The sequence below is a fragment of the Hymenobacter sp. genome (assembly GCF_036388155.1).
In the GTDB taxonomy this organism is placed as follows: domain Bacteria; phylum Bacteroidota; class Bacteroidia; order Cytophagales; family Hymenobacteraceae; genus Hymenobacter.
Window position 1 is genome coordinate 1 of sequence record NZ_DASVSI010000106.1, and the last position, 13,024, is coordinate 13,024.

Annotated in this window: 10 protein-coding genes; 2 read left to right on the top strand and 8 right to left on the bottom strand. The window is 59.0% G+C overall.

All coding sequences use genetic code 11. The features are described from left to right. Both VF629_RS14805 and VF629_RS14810 read left to right on the top strand, forming a co-directional pair. On the top strand, positions 1-865 hold an 865-nt coding region (locus tag VF629_RS14805; RefSeq protein WP_331059269.1), incomplete at its 5' end, for a 3-dehydroquinate synthase family protein. 126 nt (positions 866-991) lie between these two features. Next, positions 992-2,239 carry a 3-phosphoshikimate 1-carboxyvinyltransferase gene (locus VF629_RS14810; protein WP_331059270.1) on the top strand — a complete coding sequence of 416 codons (1,248 nt, stop codon included), beginning with the start codon at positions 992-994 and terminating at the stop codon, positions 2,237-2,239. Here the strand turns inward: VF629_RS14810 and VF629_RS14815 are convergent. The 8 genes from VF629_RS14815 to VF629_RS14850 all read right to left on the bottom strand — a co-directional run bounded on the left by VF629_RS14815 (position 2,223) and on the right by VF629_RS14850 (position 13,014). Continuing rightward, positions 2,223-3,026, bottom strand: a complete 804-nt coding sequence (locus VF629_RS14815) for a helical backbone metal receptor (protein WP_331059271.1) — start codon at positions 3,024-3,026, stop codon at positions 2,223-2,225. The two genes, VF629_RS14810 and VF629_RS14815, sit on opposite strands and share 17 nt — an antisense overlap. A 271-nt stretch (positions 3,027-3,297) precedes the next feature. Further along, positions 3,298-4,368 carry a M42 family metallopeptidase gene (locus VF629_RS14820; protein WP_331059272.1) on the bottom strand — a complete coding sequence of 357 codons (1,071 nt, stop codon included), beginning with the start codon at positions 4,366-4,368 and terminating at the stop codon, positions 3,298-3,300. A 39-nt stretch (positions 4,369-4,407) separates the two neighbouring features. Then, positions 4,408-4,941: an N-acetyltransferase gene (locus VF629_RS14825; RefSeq protein ID WP_331059273.1), complete on the bottom strand. Its 534-nt coding sequence runs from the start codon at positions 4,939-4,941 to the stop codon at positions 4,408-4,410. Beyond that, entirely contained in the window at positions 4,942-6,510 is a 1,569-nt protein-coding gene (locus VF629_RS14830; RefSeq protein WP_331059274.1) for an acyl-CoA carboxylase subunit beta, read from the bottom strand. Between the two features lie 240 nt (positions 6,511-6,750). Then, positions 6,751-8,895, bottom strand: a complete 2,145-nt coding sequence (locus VF629_RS14835; RefSeq protein ID WP_331059275.1) for a S9 family peptidase — start codon at positions 8,893-8,895, stop codon at positions 6,751-6,753. 131 nt (positions 8,896-9,026) lie between these two features. Further along, positions 9,027-9,431, bottom strand: coding sequence for a hypothetical protein (locus tag VF629_RS14840; protein WP_331059276.1), 405 nt, complete (start codon positions 9,429-9,431; stop codon positions 9,027-9,029). Between the two features lie 115 nt (positions 9,432-9,546). Then, positions 9,547-12,153, bottom strand: coding sequence for an ATP-dependent Clp protease ATP-binding subunit (locus VF629_RS14845; RefSeq protein WP_331059277.1), 2,607 nt, complete (start codon positions 12,151-12,153; stop codon positions 9,547-9,549). Positions 12,154-12,333: 180 nt separating this feature from the next. Beyond that, complete coding sequence (locus tag VF629_RS14850) at positions 12,334-13,014, bottom strand: WbqC family protein (protein WP_331059278.1); 681 nt, start codon at positions 13,012-13,014, stop codon at positions 12,334-12,336. Positions 13,015-13,024 lie beyond the last annotated feature (10 nt).

Below are 13,024 nucleotides of genomic sequence, written 5' to 3' on the forward strand. Positions count from 1 at the left end.
CGAAGAATATAAAACCCTGGCCAGCTGCGAAACCGTGTGGAGCCAGCTCACCGAGCAGCGCGCCGACCGCCACGCGGTGCTGGTAAACCTGGGCGGCGGCGTGGTCACCGACTTGGGCGGTTTTGTGGCGGCGCTCTACAAACGCGGCATCCGGTTTGTGCAAGTGCCCACCACGCTGCTGGCGCAGGTAGACGCCAGCATAGGCGGCAAAACGGGCATCGATTTTCAAGGGTTTAAAAACCAGCTGGGGGTGTTTCAGGCTCCGGCTGCTGTCTTCGTCGAACCCCGCTTCCTCCACACCCTCGACCCGCGCCAAACGAAATCGGGCTACGCCGAAGTGCTCAAGCACTGGCTCATTGCCGACGCGGCCGCTTTCGACCAGCACCGCCGCCTGGGCTGGCTCACCGACGACTGGACCGACATCATCCGCGAGTCGGTCGCGCTCAAGCAGCGCATCGTGGCCCAAGACCCCCTGGAAAGCGGCCCGCGCAAGCTGCTCAATTTCGGCCACACCGTGGGGCACGCCCTCGAAAGCTACTTGCTTGCCCAGCCCGGCCGCGAGGCGCTGCACGGCGAGGCTGTGGCGGCCGGCTTGGTGTGCGAGAGCTGGCTGTCGGTGCAGCGCGGCCTGCTGAGCACCGATGAGCTGGACAAAATCGAGACTTTCGTGTTCTCAGTGTTCGACAAGCTGTCGTTTGTCGGGCTCGAAACCGAAGCCATCGCTGAGTTCGCGTTGCAAGACAAGAAAAATTCGGGCGCCACCATCAATTGCACCTTGCTCGAAGGCATCGGCAACGGGGTGTATGACCAGCCGGTGACCGTGGCCGAAATCGCAGCGTCGTTGCGCTATTATCATCGAATCTAGTTGTCTGTTGTTGGCTTTTAGTTGTTAGTTATTGGTTGTTAGCACGTTCTGGCAACGAACAGCAAACAGCGGACAACGAGCAACGGACAACTAACAACAGACAACCAACAACTAACAACCAACTATTTGTCAACTAACTTAACCTGGTCTGGTGGTCCGCTGCGCGGCACTGCCCAACTTCCGGCCTCCAAAAGCGAAGCTAACCGCGCCCTCATTCTGCAAGCCCTCGCCGGCGGCGGCACCCTCCACAACCTTTCCGACGCCCACGACACCGAGCTCATGCGCCGCCTGTTGGCCGCTGCGCCGGGCACCAACCGGCTCGACGCCGAAGATGCCGGCACCGTCATGCGCTTCCTCACGGCGTACCTCGCCGTTACCGATTGGCGCGGCCAGCTCACGGGCACCCCACGCATGCAGGAACGGCCCATTGGCGTGCTCGTAGAGGCGCTCCGGCAGGCCGGCGCCAGCATCAGCTACCTGAACAATGAAGGCTACCCCCCGCTGGAGCTAGCCGGTTTCGCGGCCGCCGACGCTACCCAGCCAACCGAGCTAGCCGTGCGCGGCGACATCAGCAGCCAATACATTTCGGCGCTGTTGATGGTAGGGCCGCGGCTGCCCGGCGGCCTGCGGTTGCAGCTTACCGGGCACGTGGGTTCGCGGCCCTACATCAACATGACCGTGGCCCTGATGCAGCGCTTCGGCGCCGACTGCTCGGCCGAGGGCAACACGTTGCTGGTGCGCCCGGGCGCTTACCAACCCACCGACTACACCGTGGAGTCGGACTGGTCGGCTGCCAGCTACTGGTATTCGCTGGTGGCGCTGGCGCCGGAGTGTTCCGAAATTACCTTGCCGGGGCTGCGGCGCGATTCCTTGCAGGGCGACCAGGCCATTGTGGAGATAATGCAGCACTTTGGGATAGAAACCACCTTCCTGGCCGATGGAGTACACCTCAAGCAGCACGCCCTGGCTGCGGAGTGGGCCGAGTTGACGGTCGACTTTACCGATTGCCCCGACTTGGCCCAGACCGTGGCCGTGGTGGCCGCCGCCCTCAACCGACCCGTGGACATGACCGGCTTGGAAAGCCTGCGCATTAAGGAAACCGACCGCATTGCGGCCCTGCAAACGGAGCTGGCTAAGTTTGGCGGGAGCCTGCGGGAAGTTGCCGAAGGTCGTTTTCGGGCCGCATCGGAGGGGTTTGCGGTGGCTAATCAATCCGTGGCCACCTACCACGACCACCGGATGGCCATGGCATTTGCGCCGCTGGCCATGCGCGGCCCGCTGCTCATTGAAACCCCCGGAGTGGTCAAAAAATCTTACCCCCAATTCTGGAGCGAGCTCACCAAAAGCGGTTTCGCCGTCACCGTAGCTGACTGAAGTATGCCGCGGAGTGGCGCAAGCGACTGCCGTACCAGCTGAATAATTCGCCGTCGACAATTTCAACCTTGGCCGCCGGGCAGATTGCCTGGAATTCGGCCAAGTGCTTTTCGCCGAACGGGTAGGGTTCGGAAGACAAGAAAATGCGTTGCGGAGCAGCAGCGGCCAATTGCTCAGCGGTTATTTCGGGGTAGCGGCTCAGGCCGGCCAATGCATTGCGGAAGCCTGCGCGCCGCAGCATGTCGTCGATAAACGTGCCGGTGGCAGCTACCATGTAGGGCTTTTTCCAAATGAAATAAGCTACCGGGATAGCAGCCGAATGTGGCGTTGCTAATTCAGCGAAAGAGGCGTCAATCTGCGCCGCCAAAGCTTCGCCCCGCTCTTTGGCTCCGGCAATGAAGCCGACGCGGCGAATCATGTCCAGCGCCTCGGGCAAGTTGCTGATGTCGCTTAGCCACACCGGAAAGTCAGCGGCCAGCTGCTCGATTCCGGCCTGGTAATTTTCTTCTTTGTTCCCGATAATTAAATCGGGTTGGAGTGCGGCGATTTTTTCAAAGTCAAAATTTTTCGTGCCGCCAATTACTGCTGTTTTGCTGCGAGCTTCAGCAGGATGAATGCAAAATTTGGTGACGCCAACCACTTTCTCACCTAGCCCTAAATCAAACAGCAGCTCGGTTTGCGACGGTACCAGCGACACGATGCGTTGCGGAGGAAACGGCACCGCCACGCGCCGGCCCATTTGGTCGGTGACGGTGAGCGGGAGGGCAGGAATCAGCGGTAGCTCCATGTAAAACTGTCCTCCTTGTCCGTCATCCTGAGCGCAGCGAAGGACCTTCTCACCGCTGAACGATAAGTTCTGGCTTGAGAAGGTCTTTCGCTGCGCTCAGGATGACAGACAAGGATTCTAACCCAGGGTGTGTGGACTAAGGATTCCTACTAAATAAAGAACGTCATGCAGCGCGCAGCGAAGCATCTTGCGTGCTGTCACTACTTATGAAGCAGGCAAGATGCTTCGCTGCGCGCTGCATGACGTTCTGTTAGTTTACTGTCCACACGTCCTAGTTGAAGTAGCGGAAATCCTGGCCGTCTTCGATGCGCAGCAGCGTCTCGTAAATCAGGCGGGTCACGTTCTCGACGTCTTCTTTGTGCACCGTTTCCACGGTAGTGTGCATGTATTTCAACGGCAGCGAAATCAGGGCCGAAGCCACGCCGGAACCGGAGTAGGCAAAAGCGTCCGTGTCGGTGCCAGTGGCGCGGGTGGCGGCGGCGCGCTGGAAGGGAATGTCGGCCTGCTTGGCGGTGTCGATGATGAGGTCGCGCAGGTTGTTTTGCACGGCCGGGCCGTAGGTGATTACCGGACCCTTGCCGCAGGAAATGTCGCCCGAGGTCTTTTTCTCGTACATCGGTGCCTGGCTGTCGTGCGTCACGTCCGTGATGATGGCCACATTGGGATTGATGCGGTGGGCCACCATTTCGGCGCCGCGGAGGCCAATTTCCTCCTGCACCGCATTCACGATGTAGAGACCAAAGGGCAGCTTCTTCTTTTTTTCTTTCAGCATGCGGGCCACTTCGGCTATCATGAAGCCGCCCACGCGGTTGTCGAGCGCGCGGCCCACGTAGAACTTGTCGTTCAGCACCGTGAACTCGTCCTCAAACGTGACCACGGAGCCCACGTGCACGCCCAGTTCTTCCACTTCTTCGGCGCTGCTGGCGCCGCAGTCCAGAAACACGGTTTCGATGGTCGGGGCTTTGTCCTGTTCCACCTTGCGCACGTGGATGGCGGGCCAGCCGAACACGGCCTTCACGATGCCTTTCTCGCCGAAAATATTCACGCGCTTGCTGGGCGCCACCAGCGGGTCGGAGCCGCCGTTGCGGCGCAGGTAGATGTAGCCCTCCTTGGTGATGTAGTTCACGAAGTAGGAAATCTCGTCGGCATGCGCCTCGATGACGACTTTGTACTTCGCTTTGGGGTTGATGACCCCCACCACGGTGCCGTAGGTGTCGACAAAGTATTCGTCGATGTAGGGCTTGATGTATTCCAACCACAGCTTCTGGCCTTCTTTCTCGAAGCCAGTAGGCGAGGGGTTGTTGAGGTAGGTTTGGAGGAAGGAGAACGATTCAGGACGCATGGGAATAGCAAATTCGAAAACAGCAATACGGGCGGCAAGCTACGATGTTTGGCTCGAGTGCGGCGCGTGCCAAGCCATGGGAATGTCGGCCTCAAAGCCGTGCAAGCCCGCCACGCGCCCCTCCAACCGACCTTCTGGACAGAAGCCCAGCTGCTTATAAAGGGCAATGGCGCGGCTATTGGTCTCGCGCACCAGCAACTCCACGCGGCGCACTTCCGGAAACTGGGCTTGCACCTGGGCCAGCAGCATTCCAAACAGCTGCCGGCCCAGGCCGCGGCCCTGCACGCTGGCGTCGACGGCCACGGTGAGGTCGCCGAGTACGTGGGAAAAAATTTGCAAGCCGGAGGCGTAGGTGTGGATTTCGCCCACCACTGCTCCATCTAGCTCCGCTACCAGGCCCACGCCCTGCGCTTGGCTGCGCGCCAGGAAGTGGGCCACGTATTCGGCGCTCACTTCCTCGGCTTGGCGGGCCAGGCCTCCGCTTTCGCGGGCCACCCGTTGGTACAGGGCGCGCACGGCCGGCGCGTCGGCTGGCGTCGACCGGCGAACGTGGAAAGAGTCGGACCCCGCCATTTACAGCGGGATGTTGCCGTGCTTTTTGCGGGGCAACACGTCCACTTTGTTTTCCAGCATCTTGAACGCCCGGATGAGCTTTTGCCGGGTTTGCGAGGGCAGAATGACCTCGTCCACAAAGCCGCGGTGGGCGGCCCGGTAGGGTGTGGCGAACTTCTCCTGGTACTCGTCTACCTTCTCCTGCAGCTTGGCGGCGGGGTCGGCAGCCAGAGCAATTTCGCGTTTAAAGATAATTTCGGCCGCGCCCTTGGCGCCCATCACCGCGATTTCGGCGGTAGGCCAGGCGTAGTTCATGTCGGCCCCGATGTGCTTGGAGTTCATCACGTCGTAGGCGCCGCCATAGGCTTTGCGGGTGATGACGGTGATGCGCGGCACCGTGGCTTCGCAGAAGGCGTAGAGCAGCTTGGCGCCGTTGGTGATGATGCCGCGCCACTCCTGGTCGGTGCCGGGCAGGAAACCAGGCACGTCTTCCAGCACCAGCAGCGGGATGTTGAACGAGTCGCAGAAGCGCACGAAGCGCGCGGCCTTGGTGCTGGCGTTGATGTCGAGCACGCCGGCGAGCACGGCCGGCTGGTTGCCCACAATGCCAATGCTGCGCCCGGCCAGCCGCGCAAAACCCACTACGATGTTCTCGGCGAAATTCTGGTGCACTTCCAGGAATGAGCCTTCGTCGATGATGCCTTCGATTACCTCACGCATGTCGTAGGGCTGGTTGGCATTATCAGGAATCACCGCGTCCAGCACCGGCCGGCTTTCGTCACCGGTGGCCTCGTAAGGCTGCGCGGGAGCGGTTTCTTCGCAGTTCTGCGGCATGTAGCTCAGCAACTGCTTGAGGTGCGTGATGCAGGCCACCTCGTTGGCACAGCTGAAGTGCGTGACGCCGCTTTTGGCCGAGTGAGTGCTGGCCCCGCCGAGCTCCTCGCTGGTCACTTCTTCGTGCGTCACGGTCTTCACCACGTTAGGACCGGTCACGAACATGTAGCTCGTGTGCTCCACCATCAGAATGAAGTCCGTAATGGCGGGCGAGTATACCGCGCCGCCCGCGCACGGCCCCATGATGGCCGACAGCTGCGGCACCACGCCCGAAGCCAGCGTATTCTTATAAAAGATGTCGGCGTAGCCACCCAGGCTCACCACGCCTTCCTGAATGCGGGCGCCACCGGAGTCGTTGAGGCCAATCACGGGCGCGCCGTTCTTCATGGCCAGGTCCATGATTTTCACGATTTTCTCGGCGTGCGTTTCGCTGAGCGAGCCGCCAAAAACCGTGAAGTCCTGCGAGAAAACGTACACCAAGCGGCCGTTCACGGTGCCATAGCCGGTCACCACACCGTCGCCGAGGTAGTGCTCTTTGTCGAGGCCAAAGTCTTTGGCGCGGTGCATCACAAACTTGCCGATTTCTTCGAACGAGCCTTCGTCCATCAGCAGGTCGATGCGTTCGCGGGCCGTGAGTTTGCCTTTTTGGTGTTGGGAATCGATGCGGGCTTGGCCACCGCCGAGAAGGGCTTCTTCGTTTTTGCGGGCCAGCAGTTCGGTTTTGGAAAGATGGGCGTGAGCGTGCGGGTCGGGCATGAGCAGGGATTAGCGCGGCGCCGGAAATGACGGGCGGGAATGGGAGCCCAAAGGTAGGTTACGGGTAGATTATGAGGCAGCAGGCTCCTACAGCAGACAATAAAATAAAAAGAACGTCATGCCGGGCGCAGCCGAGGCTGCCTCGCCTGGAGTGGCAATCCAATCAACTGGATTTACTACTCCGCGCGAAATGCCTCGGCTGCGCCCGGCATGACGTTTTAGCAATGATTTGCGTCGGGTTTACAGATTCTTGCCCAGCAGTTGTAGCATGAAAGCGTACTGCCGCGCCGTGTCGTCGATGGACTTGAAGCGGCCCGAAGCCCCGCCGTGCCCGGCAGTCATGTCGGTGTGCAAGAGCAGCTGGTTTTTGTCGGTCTTCATGGCGCGGAGCTTGGCTACCCATTTGGCGGGCTCGTAGTACTGCACCTGCGAGTCGTGCAAACCGGTGGTGACAAGAATGTTAGGGTACGCTTGTGCCTGCACGTTGTCGTAGGGCGAGTAGGAGAGCATGTACTGAAAATACTCTTCGTCGGCCGGGTTGCCCCACTGGTCGTACTCGCTGGTGGTAAGCGGAATGGTGGGGTCCGACATGGTTGTGACCACGTCTACGAACGGCACGGCCGCAACAACGCCCTTGTAGAGGTCGGGGCGCATGTTGAGCACGGCGCCCATGAGCAGGCCGCCCGCGCTGCCGCCCATGGCAAACAGCTTGTCGGTCGCGGTGAACTGCTTTTTCACCTTGGCCGTGCCCACCGTGACTTCCTGCGGCTTGGTGAGGTACAGCGAGCAGTCAATGAAATCGTTGAAACTGTTTTTCTTGTTCAGCATCCGTCCGTCCTCAAACCACTGCCGCCCCATTTCCTGGCCGCCGCGGATGTTGCATAGCGCATACACGAAGCCGCGGTTCAGCAAGCTCAAGCGGGCGGCGCTGAAAGTAGGGTCTTGCGAGAAGCCGTAAGAACCGTAAGCGTACTGCAGCAGCGGCGCGGTGCCGTCCAGCTTCGTGCCTTTCTTGTACACGATGGACATCGGGATGAACTTGTTGTCCCGTGACTTCACAAACACGCGCTCCGTCACGTAGTCGCGCTTGTCGAAACCGCCCAGCACGGGCTGCTCCTTCAGCAGCGTGCTGGTGCGGGTGCTCATGTCGTATTCAAACGTGGACGGCGGCGTGGCCAGCGACGTGTAATTGTAACGCAGCAGGGGCGTGTCCTGCTCGGCGTTGATGCCAATGGTAGCCGTGTACGCCGGCTCGTCGAACTGCAGGTAGTGCTCCTGCTTGTCGCGCCAGCTCACCACCCGCAGCTGGCGCAGGCCGCCTTTGCGCTCGTTGAGTACGAAGTAATCTTTGAACAGTTCGAAGTTGTCAAGGAAAATTTCGGGGTGCCGCGTCAGCGCATCGGTCCAGCTGGCTTTGGCCGTGTTAGCTACCGGCGTCACCATCAGGCGGTAGTTGGGGGCCTGCCAATTGGTCCGAATGTAGAACTTGTCTTCCAGGTGCTCTACGTTGTAGAGGTGGTCCTTTTCGCGGCGCTGAAACACCTTGGGCTGCACCGTGGGCGCATTGGCCTCTATGTAGCGGTACTCCGAAGACAGAGAGCTGGCCAGCTCAATGCCGATGTATTTCTTTGACTTCGTGCGACTCACCCCCACGTTGAAGGTGTTGTCGCGCTCCTCGTACACCAAGGCATCGCCCTTAGGGTCGGTGCCCAGCGTATGCCGGTATACTTGGTAGGGCAGGAGGGTAGTCACGTCCTTTTTGGTATAAAAGACGTTCTTATTGTCGGCCGCCCACACCACTTCGCCGCCCGTGTTGTGGATGCGTTCGGGGTAGAGCTGGCCGGTGACAATGTTCTTGAAGCGCAGCGTGTACAGGCGCCGGCTCACGGTGTCGGCCGAGTAAGCCAGCAACTGGTTGTTGTCGCTCACGGCCCAGTCGCCGACCTGATAATAGGGCCGGCCCTTTGCCAGGGCGTTCACGTCAAGCAGTTCCTCTTCGCTCTCAACGAGGCTGCCCTTTTTGCGGCAATACACGGGGTATTCGCCGCCCTTGTCGAAGCGGGAATAATAGTAGTACCCGTTGTCCCGGTAGGGCACCGAGGCGTCTTCCTGCTTGATGCGGCCCTTTATTTCGGCCACCAGCTTTTGCTGCGTAGCCTGCGCCCCGGCCATTTGCTTGTCGTAATAGGTATTTTCGGCGTTCAGGTATTTCAGCACATCGGGGTCGGTGGGCTGGTTGAGCCAGTAGTAATTATCAATTCGCTGGATGCCGAAATTGTCAAACACCTTGGGCTTAACCGGTGCCACTGGCGCCGACTGCGCCATGGCGCCACCGGAGAGTGCCATCCCCGCCCCAGCCAGGGCCGCTCTTTGCAGAAGATTCATGATAAGGAAGCTATAGCTCTTTTAAATTCTGTAATACTTGTTAGAAACGGGGCTCAAGTTAATGGGTAAACCACAAAAAAGCCGACCCAAAAAATGGGCCGGCCACCAAAACGCGCTGTAACACAGCGAATCTAGTCCTTCTGCACGTTAGCCGGCGTGATTTTACCGGTGACGGTGTTTACCTCAGCGAACGTGCGGTCGCCCACCCGCACAAAAACGGTGTTTGAACCGAGCACCACCTTGTGAATTTTGCGTTCGCCAACCACGGCGGGACAGGCCGCCACCACGTCTGCTTTCCACACCATGCGGTTTGCCTGATATGCCATCAACGACTGGCCATCGGTCGAAACCCAGTACACTTTGCCGTCGGCCAACGCCTTCATGCCGCGGACTTCGGGAGATGGGGTGAAAGCCGGGTTGCCCGCGCCAACTTCTGGCTGCTTTATCACCAAGTTGGCATTGTAGGGCAGTTCGGGCTTTTGGTCCTGCGCCACGGCCGCTGCCGGCAAGAGCAGCAATAGGCTGATTGTATGCAATTGAGGAAATGTTTTTATCATGCTGAATGACTAGTGACTGGTAAGACCAAGGTGCTAAACTAAAAAACGGCTGGCTTCCTTTCGGAAACCAGCCGTTTTCACTTGCTCAAAGCAATTACTTCTTCGCGTCCGTGTCGGGCGCTTCCGGCGTTTCGGCCGGGCGCTCGTCGCTGGCGAGGTTCTGGGCTTCGCCGCTTTTCGTCACGGCGAAGGTCAGGTCCTCGGCGCCTTCGGCGTAGTCGGCGGTAATCACGTCGCCGTGCACCACTTGAGCCTTCAGGATTTCCTCAGCAATCGGGTCTTCGATGTACTTCTGGATGGCGCGGTTCAGGGGGCGAGCACCGTATTTCGGGTCGTAGCCTTTGTCCGACACAAAATCCTTGGCCGCTTCGGTCAGCTCGACGCGGTAGCCCAGGGCCTGCACCCGCGAGAGGAGCTTGCTGAGGCTGATGTCGATGATTTTGTGGATGTCCTTTTTCTCGAGCGAGTTGAAGACGATGACGTCATCCAAACGGTTCAGGAATTCGGGCGAGAAAGTTTTCTTCAGGGCGTTGGTGATGGTGCCCTTGGTCAACTCATCCATGTTGGCTTCGCGGGCCTTCGTGCCGAAGCCGATGCCAGCGCCGAAGTCCTGCAAGTCACGCGCCCCGATGTTCGAGGTCATGATGATGATGGTATTCCGGAAGTCAACCTTGCGGCCGAGGCCGTCGGTCAGGATGCCGTCATCCAGCACCTGCAGGAGCAGGTTGTAAACGTCTGGGTGAGCTTTTTCAATCTCATCCAGCAGGATTACCGAGTACGGCTTGCGGCGGATTTTCTCCGTCAGCTGGCCGCCCTCTTCGTAACCTACATAGCCGGGAGGCGCGCCCACCAGGCGCGATACGCTGAACTTCTCCATGTACTCCGACATATCGACGCGCACCAGCGCATCTTCCTTGTCGAAGAGGTAGGTGGCGAGCACCTTGGCCAACTCCGTCTTACCCACACCCGTTGGGCCGAGGAAAACGAACGAACCAATAGGCTTCTTGGGGTCCTTCAAGCCCACACGGGTGCGCTGAATGGCTTTAACCAACTGCTTGATGGCTTTGTCCTGGCCAATTACTTTGCCTTGCAGCTCCTCATTCATGTTGAGGAGTTTCTGGCTTTCGTTCTGGGCCACGCGCGAAACGGGGATGCCGGTCATCATGGCGATTACCTCAGCCACGTTCTCCTCTTTCACCGTGTAGCGCTTCTTCTTGGTCTCCTCTTCCCAGCTCTTCTTAGCTGCTTCGAGTTGGTCAAGCAGTTTCTTCTCAGTGTCGCGGAGCTTGGCGGCTTCCTCGTATTTCTGCGATTTCACCACGCGGTTTTTCTCGCCTTTGATGTTCTCAATCTGCTCTTCGAGCGTGAGAATGTCCTCGGGCACCACGATGTTGTTGATGTGCACGCGGGCACCAGCCTCGTCAAGAATGTCGATGGCTTTGTCCGGCAGGAAACGGTCGCTCATGTAGCGGTCCGACAGCATCACGCACTGCTCAATGGCCTTATCGGTATACACCACGTGGTGGTGGTCCTGATATTTGTCCTTGATGTTGTGCAATATTTCGATGGTCTCCTCGGGTGTGGTGGGGTCCACCATCACCATCTGGAAACGACGGGCCAGAGCACCATCTTTCTCGATGTACTGACGGTACTCGTCCAGCGTGGTGGCGCCGATGCATTGAATCTCGCCGCGGGCCAAGGCCGGCTTGAACATGTTCGAGGCGTCGAGCGAGCCCGAAGCACCGCCGGCGCCCACGATGGTGTGCAGCTCGTCAATGAACAGAATCACGTCAGGCGACTTCTCCAGCTCGTTCATCACGGCCTTCATGCGCTCTTCGAACTGGCCGCGGTACTTGGTACCAGCCACCAGCGAAGCCAAGTCCAGGGTTACAACGCGCTTATTGAACAGCACGCGGCTTACCTTTTTCTGGATGATGCGCAGAGCGAGACCTTCGGCGATGGCGGTTTTACCCACGCCGGGCTCACCGATGAGGATGGGGTTGTTTTTTTTGCGGCGGCTCAGGATTTGGGCCACGCGCTCAATTTCTTTTTCACGGCCTACGATGGGGTCGAGCTTGTCGTCCTCGGCTAGCTTGGTGAGGTCGCGGCCGAAGTTGTCGAGCACCGGGGTGCGCGATTTTTCACCGGGCTTCTTGGTGGCCGAGCTGCCGGAGCTGCCGCGGCCACCTGGGCCAGAAGAGCCAAACAGCTTGTCGTTATCGTCGTCGTCGGTGTCCGGGCCGGCTTTGGGGCTCGGCGAGGCGTTACCGTGGTAATCCAGCGAGTCGCGCACAGTTTCGTAGTTCACGTTAAACTTGGAGAGAATTTGAGAGGAAATATTGTCTTCGTCCCGCAGGATAGACAACAGCAGGTGTTCGGTGCCGATGATTTCAGACTTGAAGATTTTGGCCTCCAAATAGGTTATCTTCAGCACCTTCTCGGTCTGCTTCGTGAGCGGAATCGAGCCGGTAATGCTGGTGCCCGGCGTGCTGGTGTTGCGCGTGGCTTGCTCCAGCGAGAACTTCAACTCGTCGATGCTCACGCCCAGCTTGCGCAGCAGGCCAAGGGCAGTGCCTTCAGCCTCCCGAATCATGCCGAGCAGCAGGTGCTCGGTGCCGATGTAGTCGTGACCGAGACGGATGGCCTCTTCCCGGCTGAGGGAAATGACCTCTTTGACGCGGTTTGAGAATTTAGCTTCCATGCCAATAAACGTAGTGAAAAATCAAATAAGCCCCGCGTCGGGCGATAACACGAATGACGGGTTGGGCCGATGTGACTTGAAAACAAGCCGGTTCGGGCGAAGGTTCGGGCACGAGACCCGAGAAAGGTTAAGTTAATCTAACGTCAGCAGAAATTTGCAGGTTATTGTAAAATTTACAGATTACCGCAGAAAATTGCCAGCCGCCGGGCCCTGCGAGAAAAGCAGGTCGAGGATGCTCAAGCCTGGCTCAAAACCTGGGCCAAACACTTGTGGATAGGGCCGCACCCGGGGGGAGGCTGCCGGAGTGTCAGGTTCGGGGCTAATGACAGGATTTTTAGGTGTCAAGCAGTCGCGTTGGTCCGCAACGGCCAGCAGCCTATCATTCAGACCACTATTAAGGGAAAAAGGTTGCGCGGAGATGGGATACTGAACGTGGTATTCGGTGGTGGTGACTACCGGTAATGTCAGGCGGAGGCACCGCAGCAGCAATCGCAGGAACGCCAGGTTCAGGTCGAAGAGCAATGCCGGTTTACTTACGTAGATGTCGTGCAAGTAGTCGGCGTAATACTCAAAATACGGACTATTGCCGTAGGCAGTTTGCAAGGTGCGCCAGTGGCGGTGAATCCAATTCTGGCGATAGTCAATTTCGATGGCCGACGACTTCACTTTTTCGGCCCGATTCCCGTCGATTACCGGCACGGTGAGGGGCTGCACGCCCTGGGCCGTGCGAATGAGGCAGCGGTTGCGGTAGGTCTGTTTGCGGTAGTGCTCGTGCGCTTCGAGCAGCAAGGCATCGGTCCCGAGCAATTTGGCAAAAAACTCAGCGGGCGGGTGGTAGTGAAGTTCGGTGAGCAGAATCACGGAGGCAGCG

Bases quoted from the DNA above. Each gene is read 5' to 3' on its own strand.
- VF629_RS14830 (WP_331059274.1), bottom strand. From the start codon at position 6,510: ATGCCCGACCCGCACGCTCACGCCCATCTTTCCAAAACCGAACTGCTG.
- VF629_RS14825 (WP_331059273.1), bottom strand. From the start codon at position 4,941: ATGGCGGGGTCCGACTCTTTCCACGTTCGCCGGTCGACGCCAGCCGAC.
- VF629_RS14820 (WP_331059272.1), bottom strand. From the start codon at position 4,368: ATGCGTCCTGAATCGTTCTCCTTCCTCCAAACCTACCTCAACAACCCC.
- VF629_RS14815 (WP_331059271.1), bottom strand. From the start codon at position 3,026: ATGGAGCTACCGCTGATTCCTGCCCTCCCGCTCACCGTCACCGACCAA.
- VF629_RS14835 (WP_331059275.1), bottom strand. From the start codon at position 8,895: ATGAATCTTCTGCAAAGAGCGGCCCTGGCTGGGGCGGGGATGGCACTC.
- VF629_RS14845 (WP_331059277.1), bottom strand. From the start codon at position 12,153: ATGGAAGCTAAATTCTCAAACCGCGTCAAAGAGGTCATTTCCCTCAGC.